Source organism: Pseudactinotalea sp. HY158, from assembly GCF_009660225.1.
In the GTDB taxonomy this organism is placed as follows: Bacteria; Actinomycetota; Actinomycetes; order Actinomycetales; family Beutenbergiaceae; genus HY158.
In genome coordinates this window covers 3,105,216-3,122,597 of the sequence record NZ_CP045920.1, presented here as the reverse complement: position 1 = coordinate 3,122,597, position 17,382 = coordinate 3,105,216, and the positions used below count along the sequence as shown (strand labels likewise).

Here is a 17,382-nt window from a genome sequence, read left to right as displayed (position 1 = left end):
CGAGTCGAAGGAAGTAGGAATAGTGCTCGACGTCAACGCGTTCGACGAGCTTCGTATCGGTCTGGCCACCGTGGACGAAGTTCGTGCCTGGTCCCACGGTGAAGTGAAGAAGCCGGAGACCATCAACTACCGCACGCTCAAGCCCGAGAAGGACGGCTTGTTCTGCGAGAAGATCTTCGGACCCACCCGTGACTGGGAATGCTACTGCGGCAAGTACAAGCGGGTCCGGTTCAAGGGCATCATCTGTGAGCGGTGCGGTGTGGAGGTCACCCGCTCGAAGGTCCGCCGCGAGCGGATGGGCCACGTCGAGCTCGCCGCGCCCGTCACCCACATCTGGTACTTCAAGGGCGTGCCGTCGCGGCTGGGCTACCTGCTCGACCTCGCCCCGAAGGACCTCGAGAAGGTCATCTACTTCGCGGCCTACATGATCACGTGGGTCGACGAGGAGGGCCGGCACGAGGACCTGCCGAGCCTGCAGAACGAGATCGCCCTCGAGCGCACCGAGCTCGAGTCGCAGCGCGACCTGGCCATCGCCCAGCGCGGTGAGCGGCTCGAGACCGACCTGGCCGAGCTCGAGGCCGAGGGCGCGAAGGCCGACGCCCGCCGCAAGGTGCGCGATTCCGCCGAGCGCGAGATGGCGCAGATCCGTAAGCGCGCGGAGAACGAGCTCGACCGGCTCCAGCGGGTCTGGGACCGGTTCGCGAACCTCAAGGTCGCCGATCTCGAGGGCGACGAGATGCTCTACCGCGAGCTCCAGGACCGCTACGGGAACTACTTCCGGGGCTCCATGGGGGCGGAGGCGATCCAGCGCCGACTGGAGACCTTCGACCTCGCGGCCGAGGCCGAATCGCTGCGGGAGACCATCCGGTCCGGCAAGGGACAGCGCAAGACGCGGGCGCTCAAGCGCCTCAAGGTCGTCAACGCGTTCCTCACCACGAACAACTCCCCGCTCGGGATGGTGCTCGACGCGATCCCGGTGATCCCGCCGGACCTGCGCCCGATGGTCCAGCTCGACGGTGGCCGCTTCGCCACCTCCGACCTGAACGACCTCTACCGCCGGGTCATCAACCGGAACAACCGCCTCAAGCGGCTCCTCGACCTGGGCGCGCCGGAGATCATCGTCAACAACGAGAAGCGCATGCTTCAGGAGGCCGTCGACTCGCTGTTCGACAACGGCCGCCGTGGTCGGCCGGTGACCGGACCGGGGAACCGTCCGCTCAAGTCGATCTCCGACATGCTCAAGGGCAAGCAGGGCCGGTTCCGTCAGAACCTGCTCGGCAAGCGCGTCGACTACTCGGGTCGAAGCGTCATCGTCGTCGGGCCGCAGCTCAAGCTGCACCAGTGCGGTCTGCCCAAGCAGATGGCGCTCGAGCTGTTCAAGCCGTTCGTGATGAAGCGCCTGGTCGATCTCAACCACGCCCAGAACATCAAGTCGGCCAAGCGGATGGTCGAGCGCGCCCGCCCGGTCGTGTGGGACGTCCTCGAGGAGGTCATCACCGAGCACCCGGTGCTCCTCAACCGTGCGCCCACCCTGCACCGGCTCGGCATCCAGGCCTTCGAGCCGCAGCTGGTCGAGGGCAAGGCCATCCACCTGCACCCGCTCGTTTGCGGCGCGTTCAACGCCGACTTCGACGGCGACCAGATGGCCGTGCACCTGCCGTTGAGCACGGAGGCCCAGGCCGAGGCCCGGATCCTCATGCTCTCGAGCAACAACATCCTCAAGCCCTCGGACGGGCGCCCGGTGACCATGCCCAGCCAGGACATGATCATCGGCCTGTACCACCTGACCGTGGGCAAGGACGGCGCACCCGGCGAGGGCCGGAGCTTCACGAACCCGGCCGAGGCGCGGATGGCGTTCGACGCCGGCGAGCTCGACCTCAACGCACAGATCACCGTGCGGGTCTCGGACTTCGTGCCGGGTGCCGACGTCGAGGTTCCCGAGGGCTGGAACCCGAGCGAGCCGATGACCCTGTCCACCACCCTGGGCCGGACCATCTTCAACGAGGCGCTGCCGATCGACTACCCGTACATCAACGAGGTCGTCGACAAGAAGCAGCTCTCGGGCATCGTCAACGACCTCGCGGAGCGCTACCCGAAGGTCGAGGTCGCCGCGAGCCTCGATGCGCTCAAGGAGGCCGGATTCGGCTGGGCCACCCGTTCGGGGGTGACGATCGCGATCTCCGACGTCGTCACGCCGGATGCCAAGGCGGGAATCCTCGAGGCCTACGAGGCCCGTGCCGCGAAGGTCCAGGGCCAGTACGACCGCGGTCTGACCACCGACGACGAGCGTCGCAACGAGCTCATCGAGATCTGGACCCAGGCGACCAACGAGGTCGACGTGGCGATGCGGGCGAACTTCCCCCAGGAGAACGCCGTCAACACGATGGTCGGCTCCGGCGCCCGCGGCAACTGGATGCAGGTCCGCCAGATCGCGGGAATGCGCGGCCTCGTGGCCAACCCGAAGGGCGAGATCATCCCCCGCCCGATCAAGTCGAACTACCGTGAGGGACTGTCGGTCCTCGAGTACTTCATCGCCACGCACGGTGCCCGCAAGGGCCTGGCGGACACGGCGCTGCGGACCGCGGACTCCGGATACCTCACGCGTCGCCTCGTCGACGTCTCCCAGGACGTCATCATCCGCGAGCTCGACTGTGGCACCGAACGGGGCCTCGTCATGCCGATCGTGGAGAAGGACCACCACGGTGTCGCCCGTCGTCACGAGAAGGTCGAGACGAGCGTGTACTCGCGGACCCTCGCGGGGCAGGTGAGCGGCGCCGACGGCACCGTGCTGGGCTCCAACGGCGACGACGTCGGAGACGTCCTCATCGAGGGACTCATCGCGGCCGGCGTCGAGGAGATCAAGGTCCGTTCGGTGCTCACGTGCGAGTCCCGGGTGGGTACCTGCGCCAAGTGCTACGGGCGGTCGCTGGCCACGGGCAAGCTCGTGGACATCGGCGAGGCCGTCGGCATCATCGCGGCCCAGTCGATCGGTGAGCCGGGAACCCAGCTGACGATGCGCACCTTCCACACCGGTGGTGTCGCGTCGGCGGAGGACATCACCCAGGGTCTGCCGCGTGTGACCGAGCTCTTCGAGGCCCGCACCCCCAAGGGGGAGGCGCCGATCGCCGAGATGGCCGGCCGGGTCGGCATCGAGGACACCGACCGGTCCCGCCGGATCATCGTCACCCCGGACGACGGCAGCGAGGAGATCGTCGAACAGGTCTCCAAGCGTGCCCGGCTGCTCGTCGGCGACGGCGAGCACGTCTCGGTCGGTCAGCAGCTCGTGGCCGGCGCGGTCGACCCGAAGAAGGTGCTGCGCATCCTCGGCCCGCGGGCCGTTCAGAAGCACCTGGTCGACGAGGTGCAGCTGGTCTACGGTTCGCAGGGTGTGGACATCCACAACAAGCACATCGAGGTCATCGTGCGGCAGATGCTGCGGCGCGTGACCGTGCTCGACTCGGGCGAGTCGCGGCTGCTGCCCGGTGAACTGGCCGAGCGTGGCCGGTTCGAGGACGAGAACCGCCGGGTCGTCTCCGAAGGGGGCGTGCCGGCCTCCGGTCGACCGGAGCTCATGGGAATCACCAAGGCCTCGCTGGCGACGGACTCGTGGCTGTCGGCCGCGTCGTTCCAGGAGACGACCAAGGTGCTGACCGAGGCCGCGATGAGCGGTCGGTCGGACTCCCTGCTCGGCCTCAAGGAGAACGTCATTCTCGGGAAGCTCATCCCCGCCGGCACGGGCCTCGCCCGCTACCGGGACATCAAGGTGGAGCCGACCGAGGAGGCGAAGGCGGAGCTCTACCCGAGCTTCGGCTACGACGAGATCGACTACGCGCCGCTGCCCGACGTCGGCGACCCGATCGCGCTCGAGGAACTCGACCTCGGCGGATTCACGGACTTCCGCTGAGCCGACCGACGACGAACGGCCCGTCTCCCCTCGGGAGGCGGGCCGTTCGACGTCCCGGAGGGCGGCGGGTCTCAGCCGTGGGCGCGACCCTCGAGTGCCTTCCGGGCGGCGACCATCGCGGCCCAGTTCTCGGCCAGCTCGCGCTCGAGCTCCTCGTCGGCCGGGGGGATCTCGGCCAGATCGAGCCGCCCGAGCTGGACGCCCGCCCGGGCCCGCAGGGTGACGGCCTCGGGGCTCGCGTCCTCGCCGGCGAAGACGGCCGCGGCCGTGGTCTCGCCGCGCGCGAGCCGGGGGGCGAGGCGAGCCCACTGAGGACCGAGCGATCCATCGGCGGACCGGGCGGCCAACCGGTCGAGCGCGCCGCCGGCCGGTGCGGCGCCGGCGGCGTAGTCCTCGGCCTCGGCCATGAGGGCCCGGAGCCGGTCGAGCGCGCTCATTCGCTCTCGCCCCGGCCGGCGCCGCCGGCCGATTCGGCGAGGCCCTCGAGCGCGTCGACGACGTCGTGCAGGTGCACCGTGCCCCCGACGACCGCGGTGATCGCATCGAGCACAGCGTCGATGAGCGCATAGGCGAGGCGGACGCCCCGAACCACCGTGTTCATCGTCTCGTGCGCGCTCGGGCCGAGCGCGCTCCAGCCGGCGGGATCGGTCGCCTCGATCGCGAGGTCGAGGAGGGCGGCCGTGAGCCGGGTCAGCAGCAGCCCGATTCCGGCGCAGGCGTACCTGCAGGCGATCGATACGGCCGCCGCGTACCCGGCGACCGCGTCGTAGCCCGCGCCCAGCCCCTCGTGCGCACTGCCGGCGGTGCTCACCCGGGCACGGAAGGCCTGCCCGGCCGCTCCGCCCCACGACCGGTCCGACGCGGCCAGGGACGCGTAATTCGCTCCGATCGCACGCACGGCGTCCGCGCCGTGGGCCCATGCGGCCACGTCGGCGCCGACCTCGCTCCAGTCGCCCGCCAGGGGCGCGCGGACGACGTCCTCGAGGATCGAGAAGCCGAGCACCCCCCGGGCCACCCAGTCGATCCCGCCGAGCAGCCGCGCGGCATCCCGGCGCAGGTCGTCGGTCCCGTCACTCTCATCGCCGTCGTGAGCGCTCCGGTGCGGCGGGGTCAGGTGGGAACGGGGATCGGCGGCGGCCACCACGGCCGGGCCCGCCGCCGCCGGCGCACTCGGGTCCTCCCAGGGGGTCGCGGGCGAATCGAACCGGGCGAGCAGCCGGTTGAGCGTGGCGTGCAGGTCCTGCTCGACGCGTACGTACTCGCGGACCGACTGCGACAGACTCAGGGCCGTGCCGTTCGAGATCATCGTGCTCAGCCGCGCCCCTCGGGCGCCGAGCTCCGTCGCGGCGCCGAGCCGTGCGCGCGCCGCGGCGAGGAGCGGCGCCCCACCGCCCGCGCCCGGCCCCGCCTCGCGGCGCAGGTAGTCCTCCACGGCGCGGCCGTGATCGGCCTGCTGCCCGAGCAGCTCGGCCCCACGGGCCATCGCGCTGAAGTCGATCGCGGTCATCTCTGCCTTCGGTCGGGGGTCGCCCCAGCACACCACCCGCACCGCCGTCCGCCAATGGGTAGGCCTGCCCACGCGCCCCGCACGCCGCCGCCGACGCGCCGAGACCGACCTGCGCCCCCGCGCGGCTCGGGACGTTAGGATGGGGGCGCGGGCACGATCGGTGGCCCGGGCCGACCGGCAACGACCGCGGCCGACCGGAATCCCATCCGGCTCCAGTGGCCAGCGCCACAGCGTTTCGGGCGTATCGCCGCCATCCTCCCTTTGACCTGCCCGCAATCTCCGGAGTATCCTAGTCGGCAGTGCCCGCTCTGGCGGGCTCTCGCGTGCGCACTCGAGTCGTTCGAGCGTCACCGGTTGCCGGAGGTCCTCTCCTCGCTGGCCGCCGTGAGGATGCCGGGAAATCGAACTGCGCCGCCCGGGCGCCCGGCGTCCCCTGGGATCGAACACCGACGTGTGAGATGCCCGGGAGTCACGGGCCACGCGCCCGGACGCGGGCCTCCTCGTGTAGGGCGAGCCGGCGGACAAGACCGAGGTGACTCGGATCGATCGGCCCCCCGATCACAACCAGAGCAGTCAAGCAATCGAGACGGAGAAGTAGTGCCCACCATTCAGCAGCTGGTCCGCAAGGGTCGCAGCGCCAGGGTCGGCCAGACCAAGTCGCTGGCCCTCAAGGGCAGCCCCCAGCGCCGCGGCGTGTGCACCCGCGTGTACACCACCACCCCCAAGAAGCCGAACTCGGCCCTGCGTAAGGTCGCCCGTGTGCGGTTGTCCAGTGGCATCGAGGTCACTGCCTACATTCCCGGCGTCGGACACAACCTGCAGGAGCACTCGATCGTGCTCGTGCGCGGTGGCCGAGTGAAGGACCTCCCCGGTGTGCGTTACAAGATCGTCCGCGGAGCCCTCGACACCCAGGGTGTCCGGGGCCGCCAGCAGGCTCGTAGCCGTTACGGCGCGAAGAAGGAGAAGAAGTAATGCCTCGTAAGGGCCCAGCCCCGAAGCGTCCCCTCGTCGCGGACCCCGTGTACGGCTCGCCGACGGTGACCCAGCTCGTCAACCGCGTGCTGCAGGACGGCAAGAAGTCGACCGCGCAGGCGATCGTGTACGGCGCCATGGAAGGCGTCCGTGAGAAGACCCAGTCGGACCCGTCGGTCGTGCTCAAGCGCGCCCTCGAGAACATCCGACCCACGCTCGAGGTGCGCTCCCGCCGAGTCGGTGGCGCCACCTACCAGGTGCCGGTCGAGGTCCGTCCCGTGCGGCAGACCGCTCTCTCCCTGCGCTGGCTCGTCGACTACGCGCGAGTGCGGCGTGAGAAGACGATGACCGAGCGACTCATGAACGAGATCCTCGACGCCTCGAACGGCCTCGGTGCCGCGGTCAAGCGCCGCGAGGACGTTCACAAGATGGCCGAGTCGAACAAGGCCTTCGCGCACTACCGCTGGTAGTCGCATCCGCACCCGGCACGGCGCTGGCGGGCCCGCCCGTCGCGCTGCCGGCCGTGCAGTTCCCCTGCTCCCGCGCGAGAGAAAGAGCAATCTGTGGCACAGGACGTGCTGACCGACCTCACCAAGGTCCGCAACATCGGAATCATGGCGCACATCGACGCCGGCAAGACCACGACGACCGAGCGGATCCTCTTCTACACCGGCGTCAACTACAAGATGGGCGAGACCCACGACGGCGCCTCGACCACCGACTGGATGGAACAGGAGAAGGAACGCGGCATCACCATCACCTCCGCCGCGGTGACCTCTTTCTGGAACGGCAACCAGGTCAACATCATCGACACCCCCGGACACGTCGACTTCACGGTCGAGGTCGAGCGCTCGCTGCGCGTGCTCGACGGCGCCGTGGCGGTCTTCGACGGCAAGGAGGGGGTCGAGCCCCAGTCCGAGACGGTGTGGCGCCAGGCCGACAAGTACGTCGTGCCGCGCATCTGCTTCGTCAACAAGATGGACAAGCTCGGTGCCGACTTCTACTACACCGTGCAGACCATCATCGACCGGCTCGGCGCGACCCCGCTGGTCATGCAGCTGCCGATCGGCGCGGAGTCGGAGTTCGTCGGCGTCGTCGACCTCGTCTGGATGAAGGCCCTCGTGTGGCCCGGTGACGCGAAGGGCGACGTCGCGCTCGGGGCGAACTACGAGACCCGGGAGATCCCTGAGGATCTCGTGGAGAAGGCCCAGGAGTACCGCGCCAAGCTCGTCGAGCAGGTCGCGGAGGCCTCCGAGGAGCTCATGGAGAAGTACCTCGAGGGCGAAGAGCTGACCAACGAGGAGATCATGGCGGGCGTCCGCGCCCTGACCATCTCCTCCGAGGTCTATCCCGTGTTCTGCGGCTCCGCCTTCAAGAACCGGGGCGTGCAGCCCGTGCTCGACGCCATCGTCTCCTACCTCCCCTCGCCGCTCGACGTGCCGCCCATGACCGGTCACGTGCCCGGCGACGAGGAGAGCCCGCTCGTGCGCAAGCCGAGCGAGAAGGAGCCGTTCTCCGCGCTCGCGTTCAAGATCGCCGCGCACCCGTTCTTCGGCCAGCTCACCTTCATCCGCGTGTACTCGGGGACGGCGACGCCCGGCACCCAGGTGCTCAACGCGACGAAGGGCAAGAAGGAGCGCATCGGCAAGCTCTTCCAGATGCACGCCAACAAGGAGAACCCGGTCGAGGAGCTCCACGCCGGCCACATCTACGCCGTCATCGGGCTCAAGGACACGACGACCGGCGACACGCTGTGCGCCCTCGACGCCCCCGTCGTGCTCGAGTCGATGAGCTTCCCCGACCCGGTCATCTTCGTGGCGATCGAGCCGAAGACCAAGGGCGACCAGGAGAAGCTCTCCACGGCCATCCAGAAGCTCTCTGCGGAGGACCCGACCTTCACGGTCTCCCTGAACGACGAGACCGGCCAGACCGAGATCGGCGGCATGGGCGAGCTCCACCTGGACATCCTGGTGGACCGCATGCGCCGCGAGTTCCGGGTCGAGGCGAACGTCGGCAAGCCGCAGGTCGCCTACCGCGAGACGATCCGCCGCACGGTGGACAAGCTCGACTTCACCCACAAGAAGCAGACGGGTGGCTCGGGTCAGTTCGCGAAGGTGCAACTCAGTTTCGAACCGCTGGACCCCGAGGCCGGCGAGATGTACGAGTTCGTGAACAAGGTCACTGGTGGCCGGATCCCACGCGAGTACATCCCGTCGGTGGACGCGGGCATCCAGGACGCCATGCAGACCGGCGTGCTCGCCGGCTACCCGCTCGTCGGGATCAAGGCCACGCTGCTGGATGGTGCCTACCACGACGTCGACTCCTCGGAGATGGCGTTCAAGATCGCCGGTTCGATGGCCCTCAAGGAGGGCGTGCGCAAGGCTGACCCGATCCTGCTCGAGCCGGTCATGGACGTCGAGGTGCGGACCCCCGAGGAGTACATGGGGGACGTCATCGGCGACCTGAACTCGCGCCGCGGCCAGATCCAGTCGATGACCGACGCCAGTGGCGTTAAGGTTGTACGCGCGTTGGTTCCGTTGTCCGAGATGTTCGGATACATCGGCGACCTGCGGTCGAAGACCCAGGGTCGTGCGGTGTACTCGATGCAGTTCAGCAACTACGCCGAAACACCTCGGAACGTTGCCGAGGAGATCATCAAGAAGACCCGGGGCGAGTAATCGCGCAGGTCACGTTTCACCATCACCACCACCGACCCGTAGGATTCTCATAGCCCCAGCGAACTGGCCATCCAGCTCGCGCCAGCTTGACGAACATCTACCCAAGTTCCAGGAGGAACCCAGTGGCTAAGGCCAAGTTCGAGCGGACCAAGCCGCACGTCAACATCGGGACCATCGGTCACGTCGACCACGGCAAGACGACCCTGACGGCGGCGATCACCAAGGTCCTCGCCGACAAGTACCCCGACCTCAACGAGTACAAGCCGTTCGAGGACGTCGACAACGCCCCCGAAGAGCGTCAGCGCGGCATCACGATCACCGTCTCCCACGTGGAGTACCAGACCGACAAGCGCCACTACGCGCACGTCGACGCCCCTGGTCACGCCGACTACGTGAAGAACATGATCACCGGTGCCGCCCAGATGGACGGCGCGATCCTCGTGGTCGCCGGGACCGACGGGCCGATGGCCCAGACCCGTGAGCACGTGCTCCTCGCCCGCCAGGTGGGCGTGCCCTACCTGCTCGTCGCCCTGAACAAGTGCGACATGGTCGACGACGAGGAGATCCTCGAGCTCGTCGAGGTCGAGGTCCGCGACCTGCTCTCGAGCCAGGGCTTCGACGGCGACAACGCCCCCGTCGTCCGCGTCTCCGGTCTCAAGGCCCTCGAGGGCGACCCGCAGTGGGTCAAGTCCGTCGAGGACCTCATGGAGGCCGTCGACAACAACGTTCCGGACCCGGTCCGCGACATCGACAAGCCCTTCCTCATGCCGATCGAGGACGTCTTCACGATCACCGGTCGCGGCACCGTCGTGACCGGTCGGGTCGAGCGCGGGATCCTCAAGGTGAACGAGGACATCGAGATCGTCGGCATCAAGGAGAAGGCGATCAAGACGACCGTCACCGGCGTCGAGATGTTCCGCAAGCTCCTCGACACCGCCGAGGCGGGCGAGAACGTCGGCCTGCTCCTGCGTGGCACGAAGCGCGAGGAGGTCGAGCGCGGCCAGGTCGTGATCAAGCCCGGCTCGATCACCCCGCACACCGAGTTCGAGGGCCAGGTCTACATCCTGGGCAAGGACGAGGGCGGCCGTCACAACCCGTTCTACTCGAACTACCGTCCGCAGTTCTACTTCCGGACCACGGACGTCACCGGCGTCATCACCCTCCCCGAGGGCACCGAGATGGTCATGCCCGGCGACAACACCGAGATGAGCGTCACGCTCATCCAGCCGATCGCGATGGAAGAGGGCCTCGGCTTCGCCATCCGTGAGGGTGGCCGCACCGTCGGCTCCGGCAAGGTCACCAAGATCATCAAGTGACCGAGCTGATCTGAACGAGCATCATCCCGAGGGGCCCGTCGGCGCAGCAGCGCCGGCGGGCCCCTCGGCATGACCACGGCGACTTCCGACCGAACGAGGCGAGCCATGACCGACCCGAACGCCCAGCCCGAGCGGCTTCCCCCGGCCACCCCGGCCGAACTGGAGGCGCTGTGGGCGCAGCCCCCACTCGACGTCTCCGAGGAGTCGCCGACGTTCCGGATCCGCGACGTCTTCGAGCGGCCCGGAACCGGTACCTACTGCTTCGGGAAGGTGCTCACCGGCGGCTTCCGCCTCGGCCAGGAGGTCGTGCTCGAGGGACGCGCCGGCTACGCCCATGCGCGCATTCAGCGGATCGGCTTCGGTCCGGACCTGGTCGAGCGCGCGGCCGCGGGGCAGTACGTGACCATCGAGCTCGTCCGGCTGCGCCACCGGGCCATGGCGCTCGACCTGCAGGATGGAAGCCACGTCTACGGCATCTGAGGCACGCGCGGCGACTGTGGCGCAGGTCATGGCGCGGGTTCGCCTGCGGGGTTGGGGAATCCGGCCCAGCTGTGGCAGACTAGTCCGGTTGCCTCCTTGGGGTGTGAGCCCCCGTGTGCGGACCGGTGATTCACTGGTCGCCCGGACACGCCCCAGGACGTCAACAGTCGGAGCATCGGGCTCCCCGGCTCGCGGTGAAAGTCGCAGCCGGGCGGGGCAGATATTCCACCCAGTCATCTTCCGGCCCCGCACCGCGGTGCATGAGGCGGCGGAGCATGTCGCAGCAGGCGACACGCCCGAGCGCGTGGGACGGTCAATGAGGTACGAAGAGAGAGAGTCAGACGACGCCATGGCGGGACAGAAAATCCGCATCCGGCTCAAGTCCTACGACCACGAGGTCATCGATAGCTCGGCGCGCAAGATCGTCGACACGGTGACTCGCGCTGGTGCGCAGGTCGTGGGCCCGGTGCCGTTGCCGACCGAAAAGAACGTGTTCTGCGTCATCCGTTCTCCGCACAAGTACAAGGACAGCCGCGATCACTTCGAGATGCGCACGCACAAGCGGCTCATCGACATCGTCGATCCGACGCCCAAGGCCGTCGACTCGCTCATGCGGCTCGACCTGCCGGCGGACGTCAACATCGAGATCAAGCTGTAGAGGATTTCGTCATGACATCACTTCCCCCCACGTCCACGCGCGTCGTCAAGGCGCTCCTGGGCACCAAGCTCGGAATGACCCAGGTGTGGGACGCTCAGGGCCGTCAGCTGCCGATCACCGTGATCGAGGTCGGCACCAACGTCGTGACCCAGCTCCGTCAGGCGGACAAGGAGGGCTACGACTCGGTCCAGCTCGCCTACGGCCAGATCGACCCGCGCAAGGTGACCCAGCCGCTGCGGCAGCGCTTCGATGCCCTCGGCATCACCCCGCGCCGTCACGTCGCCGAGGTTCGCACCGGTGACGTCGATGCCTACGAGGTCGGCCAGGAGCTCACCGCGGAGACCTTCGAGGCCGGCCAGGTCGTCGACGTCGTCGGCACCACCAAGGGCAAGGGCACCGCGGGTGTCATGAAGCGTCACGGCTTCGGCGGCGCGAGCGCCTCGCACGGCGCCCACCGCAACCACCGCAAGCCCGGCTCGATCGGCGGGGCGTCGACGCCCGGCCGCGTGTTCAAGGGCATGCGCATGGCCGGCCGCATGGGCCATGTGCGCCAGACCACCCAGAACCTGACGATCCACAGCGTCGACGCCGACAAGGGCCTCGTGCTCCTCGTCGGCGCGGTGCCGGGCCCCAAGGGCGGCGTCGTCATGGTTCGCACTGCAGCGAAGGGGGCATGACCATGACCAGCGTCATCGATGTCCTGGATGCCAGCGGCAAGAAGGCCGGCAGCGCGGAGCTCCCCGGTGAGCTCTTCGACGTCGTCGTCAACGTGCCGCTCATCCACCAGGTCGTGGTCGCCCAGCTCGCGGCCGCGCGCCAGGGAACCCACAAGGCCAAGACCCGCGGCGAGGTCCGCGGCGGCGGCAAGAAGCCGTGGCGCCAGAAGGGCACCGGCCGCGCGCGGCAGGGCTCGACCCGTGCACCGCAGTGGTCCGGCGGCGGAATCGTCCACGGCCCCGTGCCGCGCGACTACTCCCAGCGCACCCCCAAGAAGATGAAGACGGCGGCCCTGCGCGGCGCCCTCTCGGACCGCGCCCGCGCCGGCCACGTCCACGTCGTGAGCGGATTCGGCGTCGACGGCGTGCCGTCGACCTCGGGCGCCACCAAGGTGCTCGCCCAGCTGAGCGACGCCCGCCACGTGCTCGTCGTGCTCACCCGCACGGACGAGCTCACCTGGAAGTCGCTGCGGAACGTGCCGACCGTGCACCTGCTGTATGTCGACCAGCTCAACACCTACGACGTGTTGGCCAACGAGGAGATCGTGTTCACCTCCGCCGCCCTGGACCTGTTCGTCGCGGGCCCTGCCACCGGCAGGAGCGCCACGGCCACGGCCAGCTCGGACGAGGTCGAGGAGGAGCAGCAGTGAGCGCCATCGATTACACCGACCCGCACGATGTGATCATCGCCCCGGTCGTCTCGGAGAAGAGCTACAACCTTCTCGACGAGGGCAAGTACACGTTCATCGTGGACCCGGCCGCGAACAAGACCCAGATCAAGATCGCGATCCAGCAGATCTTCGGTGTCAAGGTCGCCTCGGTCAACACGTTCAACCGTCAGGGCAAGAGCCGCCGGACCCGGTACGGGATGGGCAAGCGCAAGGACACCAAGCGCGCCATCGTGACCCTGACCGAAGGCACCATCGACATCTTCGGCTCGGCCAGCTGAGCCTGATTCAACGCTAAGGATCGAAACTCATGGGAATCCGTAAGTACAAGCCGACGACGCCGGGCCGACGTGGCTCCTCGGTCGCCGACTTCGTCGAGATCACCCGGTCGACTCCGGAGAAGTCGCTGGTACGTCCGCTCTCCAAGAGCGGTGGCCGCAACGCCTCCGGGCGCATCACCGCTCGTCACATCGGCGGCGGACACAAGCGCGCCTACCGGGTCATCGACTTCCGCCGCGCCGACAAGGACGGCGTGCCCGCGAAGGTCGCTCACATCGAATACGACCCGAACCGCACGGCCCGGATCGCACTGCTGCACTACGCGGACGGCACGAAGCGCTACATCATCGCGCCGAACAAGCTCAAGCAGGGCGACCGCATCGAGGCCGGCCCGGGGGCGGACATCAAGCCCGGCAATGCTCTCCCGCTGCGCAACATCCCCACCGGTACGGTCGTGCACGCGATCGAGCTCAAGCCCGGCGGCGGCGGCAAGATCGCCCGCAGCGCCGGTGCCTCGGTGCAGCTCGTGGCCAAGGACGGCGCCTTCGCGCAGCTGCGCATGCCGTCGGGGGAGATCCGCAACGTCGACCTGCGCTGCCGCGCCACGGTCGGCGAGGTCGGCAACGCCGAGCAGGCGAACATCTCCTGGGGTAAGGCCGGCCGCAAGCGGTGGCAGGGCAAGCGCCCGAGCGTGCGTGGTGTCGCGATGAACCCGATCGACCACCCGCACGGTGGTGGTGAGGGCAAGACCTCCGGTGGACGTCACCCCGTCAGCCCGTGGGGTCAGCCCGAGGGCCGCACCCGCCGCCCCAACAAGCCCAGCGACCAGCTCATCGTTCGCCGTCGGCGCACCGGCAAGAAGCGCTGACGAGACTTAAGGAGACCCTGTTATGCCACGCAGTTTGAAGAAGGGCCCCTTCGTCGACGACCACCTTCAGAAGAAGGTCGACGTTGCGAACGAGGCAGGCTCGAAGAACGTCATCAAGACGTGGTCGCGTCGTTCGGTCATCACGCCGGACTTCCTCGGCCACACCTTCGCCGTGCACGACGGCCGCAAGCACGTCCCGGTGTTCGTCACCGAGTCGATGGTCGGCCACAAGCTCGGTGAGTTCGCCCCCACGCGGACATTCCGCGGACACGAGAAGGACGACCGCAAGGGTCGTCGCCGCTGACGCGGACCACCGACTATTTCGTTACGAGAAGGCAGGACAACGATGGAAGCCAAGGCGCAGGCGCGATACGTGCGTGTGACGCCCATGAAGGCTCGCCGGGTCGTGGACACCATCCGCGGTAAGGGAGCCAATGAGGCCGTAGCCCAACTGAAGTACGCCCCGCAGGCGGTCGCCGAGACCGTCTCGAAGGTCATCGGCAGTGCAGTGGCCAACGCCCGGGTGAAGGCCGATGCGGCATCGGAGCGGTTCGATGAATCCGAGCTGGTCATCACCGAGGCGTACGTGGACGAGGGTCCGACCATGAAGCGGTTCCGCCCCCGGGCGCAGGGCCGCGCGACCCAGATCCTCAAGCGCACCAGCCACATCACCGTGGTGCTCTCCGAGCGTCAGACCAAGGGAGGGGCTCGCTGATATGGGCCAGAAGGTACACCCGCACGGATACCGTCTCGGTATCACGACCGACCATCGCACGCGCTGGTTCGCGGACTCCACCAAGGAGGGTCAGCGGTACAGCGACTACGTGAACGAGGACGTGCAGATCCGCAAGCTCATGGCCACGGGCCTCGAGCGGGCCGGGATCTCCAAGGTCGAGATCGAGCGCACCCGTGACCGGGTCCGCGTCGACCTGCACACCGCGCGCCCCGGAATCGTCATCGGCCGGCGCGGCGCCGAGGCCGACCGGCTCCGCAGCGAGCTCGAGAAGCTCACGGGCAAGCAGGTTCAGCTGAACATCCTCGAGGTGAAGAACCCCGAGACCGACGCCCAGCTCGTCGCCCAGGGCATCGCGGAGCAGCTCGCCTCGCGCGTGTCGTTCCGCCGCGCCATGCGCAAGGGGATGCAGTCCGCCCAGCGCGCGGGTGCCAAGGGCATCAAGGTGCAGTGCTCCGGGCGTCTCGGCGGCGCCGAGATGAGCCGCAGCGAGTTCTACCGCGAGGGCCGCGTGCCCCTGCACACGCTCCGCGCCAACATCGACTACGGCCTGTTCGAGGCCAAGACCACCTTCGGACGCATCGGCGTCAAGGTGTGGATCTACAAGGGCGACCTCACCGAGAAGGAGTACGCCCGCGAGCAGGCCGCCGCGCCCCGCCCCCGCGGCCGTGGTGACCGGAGCGAGCGCCCGCGCGGGCGTCGTCCCGAATCCCGGCGCGAGGCGCCCGCTGCAGCCGACGCACCCGCAACCACCCCAGCGAACCCCGCGGCCGAGCAGCCTGCGTCCGGTTCCGAGACGGAGGCCTGAGCCATGCTCATCCCCCGGCGCACCAAGCACCGCAAGCAGCACCACCCCAAGCGTTCCGGTCAGGCCACGGGCGGCACCACGATCGCGTTCGGCGACTTCGGCATTCAGGCCCTCGAGGGCGCCTACGTCACCAACCGGCAGATCGAGGCCGCGCGTATCGCCATGACCCGCCACATCAAGCGTGGCGGGAAGGTCTGGATCAACATCTTCCCGGACCGCCCGCTCACCAAGAAGCCGGCCGAGACCCGGATGGGTTCCGGTAAGGGTTCGCCCGAGTGGTGGGTCGCCAACGTCAAGCCGGGCCGGGTCGTCTTCGAACTCGCCGGCGTCGACGAGGGCCTGGCCCGCGAGGCGATGCGTCGCGCGCAGCACAAACTCCCCATGAAGACCCGCTTCATTTCCCGTGAGGGTGGTGACATCTGATGGCAATCGGTTCGAAGGACCTGACGACCGACAAGCTCGACACGATGACCGACGAGCTCCTGGCCGCGGAGCTGAAGAAGGCGAAGACCGAGCTCTTCAACCTGCGCTTCTCCTCGGCCACCGGCCAGCTCGAGGACCACGGCCGGCTCCGGGCGGTCCGTCGCGACATCGCTCGCATCTACACGATCCTTCGGGAACGCGAGCTCAACATCCGTAGCGCGCCCAGCAGCGACGCGAAGTGAAGGAGGAAGGATCCATGGCAACCGAGTCTGCAGACACCGCAACCTCCGTCCAGCGTCCGTATCGCAAGGTCCGGCGCGGCTATGTCGTGAGCGACAAGATGGACAAGACCGTCGTGGTCGAGGTCGAGGAGCGCGTCAAGCACGCGCTCTACGGTAAGGTTCTGCGCCGGACCGCGAAGGTCAAGGCGCACGACGAGACCAACGCGGTCGGCACCGGCGACCTCGTCCGGATCATGGAGACCCGACCGCTGTCCGCCACCAAGCGCTGGCGTGTGGTCGAGGTCCTCGAGAAGGCCAAGTAAACCCGCTCGCGGGGCCGCCGGTCACGGCCGGAACCCCGCAGGGCAGTCAACCATCCGTTCGGCCAGGCTCGGTTAGGAGCCGAGAACCGGCACGACGACAGGAGTAGATCGAATGATCCAGCAGGAGTCGCGACTCAAGGTCGCCGACAACACGGGCGCCAAGGAGATCTTGTGCGTTCGAGTTCTCGGTGGATCCGGACGTCGCTACGCCGGCATCGGCGATGTCATCGTCGCCACCGTCAAGGACGCGATCCCCGGCGGCAACGTCAAGAAGGGCGACGTGGTCAAGGCCGTGGTCGTCCGCGCCAGCAAGGAGACCCGTCGTGTGGACGGCTCTTACATTCGCTTCGACGAGAACGCCGCCGTCATTCTCAAGAACGACGGCGAGCCGCGCGGCACGCGCATCTTCGGACCGGTCGGTCGGGAGCTGCGTGACAAGCGGTTCATGCGCATCGTCTCGCTCGCACCGGAGGTGATCTGAGCAATGGCAAAGGTCAAGAAGGGCGACCTCGTAGTCGTCATCAGCGGCCGCGACAAGGGCCAGCAGGGTCGCGTGTTGTTCGTCGACACGAAGCACGACCGCGTCGTGGTCGAGGGCGTCCAGCGCGTCACGCGCCACACGAAGGTCGGCCAGGGCCAGCAGGGTGCGCGCACCGGCGGCATCGAGACGGTCGAGGCGCCGATCCACATCAGCAATGTGATGGTGGTCGACCCGGAGACCAAGAAGAGCACCCGGGTCGGGTACCGCATCGAGCAGGTCGAGAGCGACGGCCGCACCCGCAACAGCCGGGTCCGCGTGGCCAAGCGCTCCGGTAAGGACATTTGAGG

General features: G+C 68.3%; 21 protein-coding genes. 19 read left to right on the top strand and 2 right to left on the bottom strand.

Going from position 1 to position 17,382, the window contains the following annotated elements; all coding sequences use genetic code 11:
• The first annotated feature begins 22 nt into the window (after positions 1-22).
• Positions 23-3,904, top strand: coding sequence for a DNA-directed RNA polymerase subunit beta' (locus GCE65_RS13740; RefSeq protein WP_153878778.1), 3,882 nt, complete (start codon positions 23-25; stop codon positions 3,902-3,904).
• A 71-nt stretch (positions 3,905-3,975) separates the two neighbouring features.
• Here the strand turns inward: GCE65_RS13740 and GCE65_RS13735 are convergent, their stop codons facing one another.
• Entirely contained in the window at positions 3,976-4,341 is a 366-nt protein-coding gene (locus GCE65_RS13735; RefSeq protein WP_152910155.1) for a hypothetical protein, read from the bottom strand.
• The gene (locus tag GCE65_RS13730; protein WP_153878777.1) at positions 4,338-5,411 is read right to left on the bottom strand and encodes a hypothetical protein; all 1,074 of its coding nucleotides are present in this window, start codon (positions 5,409-5,411) and stop codon (positions 4,338-4,340) included. Before GCE65_RS13730 ends, GCE65_RS13735 begins: the two co-directional genes overlap by 4 nt.
• A 597-nt stretch (positions 5,412-6,008) precedes the next feature.
• Here GCE65_RS13730 and rpsL point away from each other — a divergent pair.
• From rpsL to rplX, 18 genes are all read left to right on the top strand, one after another.
• The gene (rpsL, locus tag GCE65_RS13725) at positions 6,009-6,383 is read left to right on the top strand and encodes a 30S ribosomal protein S12 (protein ID WP_153878776.1); all 375 of its coding nucleotides are present in this window, start codon (positions 6,009-6,011) and stop codon (positions 6,381-6,383) included.
• Positions 6,383-6,853, top strand: coding sequence for a 30S ribosomal protein S7 (gene rpsG, locus GCE65_RS13720; RefSeq protein ID WP_152910153.1), 471 nt, complete (start codon positions 6,383-6,385; stop codon positions 6,851-6,853). Before rpsL ends, rpsG begins: the two co-directional genes overlap by 1 nt.
• A 93-nt stretch (positions 6,854-6,946) precedes the next feature.
• Positions 6,947-9,061, top strand: coding sequence for an elongation factor G (fusA, locus tag GCE65_RS13715; RefSeq protein WP_153878775.1), 2,115 nt, complete (start codon positions 6,947-6,949; stop codon positions 9,059-9,061).
• A 122-nt stretch (positions 9,062-9,183) separates the two neighbouring features.
• Entirely contained in the window at positions 9,184-10,377 is a 1,194-nt protein-coding gene (gene tuf, locus GCE65_RS13710) for an elongation factor Tu (RefSeq protein WP_153878774.1), read from the top strand.
• Positions 10,378-10,482: 105 nt separating this feature from the next.
• Positions 10,483-10,857 carry a hypothetical protein gene (locus GCE65_RS13705; RefSeq protein WP_152910151.1) on the top strand — a complete coding sequence of 125 codons (375 nt, stop codon included), beginning with the start codon at positions 10,483-10,485 and terminating at the stop codon, positions 10,855-10,857.
• 349 nt (positions 10,858-11,206) lie between these two features.
• Entirely contained in the window at positions 11,207-11,515 is a 309-nt protein-coding gene (rpsJ, locus tag GCE65_RS13700) for a 30S ribosomal protein S10 (RefSeq protein WP_152910176.1), read from the top strand.
• A gap of 11 nt (positions 11,516-11,526) precedes the next feature.
• On the top strand, positions 11,527-12,192 hold the full coding sequence (gene rplC / locus GCE65_RS13695) for a 50S ribosomal protein L3 (RefSeq protein ID WP_152910150.1): 666 nt from the start codon (positions 11,527-11,529) through the stop codon (positions 12,190-12,192).
• A gap of 2 nt (positions 12,193-12,194) precedes the next feature.
• Positions 12,195-12,881, top strand: a complete 687-nt coding sequence (gene rplD, locus GCE65_RS13690) for a 50S ribosomal protein L4 (RefSeq protein ID WP_305071541.1) — start codon at positions 12,195-12,197, stop codon at positions 12,879-12,881.
• Complete coding sequence (gene rplW / locus GCE65_RS13685; RefSeq protein WP_194928717.1) at positions 12,878-13,180, top strand: 50S ribosomal protein L23; 303 nt, start codon at positions 12,878-12,880, stop codon at positions 13,178-13,180. The genes rplD and rplW overlap by 4 nt, the downstream gene beginning before the upstream one ends.
• A gap of 29 nt (positions 13,181-13,209) precedes the next feature.
• Positions 13,210-14,046, top strand: coding sequence for a 50S ribosomal protein L2 (gene rplB, locus GCE65_RS13680; RefSeq protein ID WP_152910148.1), 837 nt, complete (start codon positions 13,210-13,212; stop codon positions 14,044-14,046).
• A 22-nt stretch (positions 14,047-14,068) separates the two neighbouring features.
• Positions 14,069-14,350 (top strand): 30S ribosomal protein S19, encoded by a 282-nt coding sequence (gene rpsS, locus GCE65_RS13675; RefSeq protein ID WP_152910147.1) that lies wholly within the window; start codon positions 14,069-14,071, stop codon positions 14,348-14,350.
• Between the two features lie 42 nt (positions 14,351-14,392).
• On the top strand, positions 14,393-14,761 hold the full coding sequence (rplV, locus tag GCE65_RS13670; RefSeq protein WP_153878773.1) for a 50S ribosomal protein L22: 369 nt from the start codon (positions 14,393-14,395) through the stop codon (positions 14,759-14,761).
• Between the two features lies 1 nt (position 14,762).
• Positions 14,763-15,587, top strand: coding sequence for a 30S ribosomal protein S3 (gene rpsC / locus GCE65_RS13665; protein ID WP_152910145.1), 825 nt, complete (start codon positions 14,763-14,765; stop codon positions 15,585-15,587).
• Between the two features lie 3 nt (positions 15,588-15,590).
• Positions 15,591-16,010, top strand: coding sequence for a 50S ribosomal protein L16 (gene rplP / locus GCE65_RS13660; protein ID WP_152910144.1), 420 nt, complete (start codon positions 15,591-15,593; stop codon positions 16,008-16,010).
• Positions 16,010-16,252: a 50S ribosomal protein L29 gene (gene rpmC, locus GCE65_RS13655; protein WP_152910143.1), complete on the top strand. Its 243-nt coding sequence runs from the start codon at positions 16,010-16,012 to the stop codon at positions 16,250-16,252. Before rplP ends, rpmC begins: the two co-directional genes overlap by 1 nt.
• A gap of 14 nt (positions 16,253-16,266) precedes the next feature.
• Positions 16,267-16,554, top strand: a complete 288-nt coding sequence (gene rpsQ, locus GCE65_RS13650; RefSeq protein ID WP_153878772.1) for a 30S ribosomal protein S17 — start codon at positions 16,267-16,269, stop codon at positions 16,552-16,554.
• A 112-nt stretch (positions 16,555-16,666) separates the two neighbouring features.
• The gene (gene rplN / locus GCE65_RS13645) at positions 16,667-17,035 is read left to right on the top strand and encodes a 50S ribosomal protein L14 (protein WP_152910141.1); all 369 of its coding nucleotides are present in this window, start codon (positions 16,667-16,669) and stop codon (positions 17,033-17,035) included.
• A gap of 3 nt (positions 17,036-17,038) precedes the next feature.
• Positions 17,039-17,380, top strand: a complete 342-nt coding sequence (gene rplX, locus GCE65_RS13640; RefSeq protein ID WP_153878771.1) for a 50S ribosomal protein L24 — start codon at positions 17,039-17,041, stop codon at positions 17,378-17,380.
• Positions 17,381-17,382 lie beyond the last annotated feature (2 nt).

Bases quoted from the DNA above. Each gene is read 5' to 3' on its own strand.
- GCE65_RS13735 (WP_152910155.1), bottom strand. From the start codon at position 4,341: ATGAGCGCGCTCGACCGGCTCCGGGCCCTCATGGCCGAGGCCGAGGAC.
- GCE65_RS13730 (WP_153878777.1), bottom strand. From the start codon at position 5,411: ATGACCGCGATCGACTTCAGCGCGATGGCCCGTGGGGCCGAGCTGCTC.
- rpsG (WP_152910153.1), top strand. From the start codon at position 6,383: ATGCCTCGTAAGGGCCCAGCCCCGAAGCGTCCCCTCGTCGCGGACCCC.
- GCE65_RS13705 (WP_152910151.1), top strand. From the start codon at position 10,483: ATGACCGACCCGAACGCCCAGCCCGAGCGGCTTCCCCCGGCCACCCCG.
- rpsJ (WP_152910176.1), top strand. From the start codon at position 11,207: ATGGCGGGACAGAAAATCCGCATCCGGCTCAAGTCCTACGACCACGAG.
- rplC (WP_152910150.1), top strand. From the start codon at position 11,527: ATGACATCACTTCCCCCCACGTCCACGCGCGTCGTCAAGGCGCTCCTG.
- rplD (WP_305071541.1), top strand. From the start codon at position 12,195: ATGACCAGCGTCATCGATGTCCTGGATGCCAGCGGCAAGAAGGCCGGC.
- rplB (WP_152910148.1), top strand. From the start codon at position 13,210: ATGGGAATCCGTAAGTACAAGCCGACGACGCCGGGCCGACGTGGCTCC.
- rpsS (WP_152910147.1), top strand. From the start codon at position 14,069: ATGCCACGCAGTTTGAAGAAGGGCCCCTTCGTCGACGACCACCTTCAG.
- rplV (WP_153878773.1), top strand. From the start codon at position 14,393: ATGGAAGCCAAGGCGCAGGCGCGATACGTGCGTGTGACGCCCATGAAG.
- rpsC (WP_152910145.1), top strand. From the start codon at position 14,763: ATGGGCCAGAAGGTACACCCGCACGGATACCGTCTCGGTATCACGACC.
- rplP (WP_152910144.1), top strand. From the start codon at position 15,591: ATGCTCATCCCCCGGCGCACCAAGCACCGCAAGCAGCACCACCCCAAG.
- rpmC (WP_152910143.1), top strand. From the start codon at position 16,010: ATGGCAATCGGTTCGAAGGACCTGACGACCGACAAGCTCGACACGATG.
- rpsQ (WP_153878772.1), top strand. From the start codon at position 16,267: ATGGCAACCGAGTCTGCAGACACCGCAACCTCCGTCCAGCGTCCGTAT.
- rplN (WP_152910141.1), top strand. From the start codon at position 16,667: ATGATCCAGCAGGAGTCGCGACTCAAGGTCGCCGACAACACGGGCGCC.
- rplX (WP_153878771.1), top strand. From the start codon at position 17,039: ATGGCAAAGGTCAAGAAGGGCGACCTCGTAGTCGTCATCAGCGGCCGC.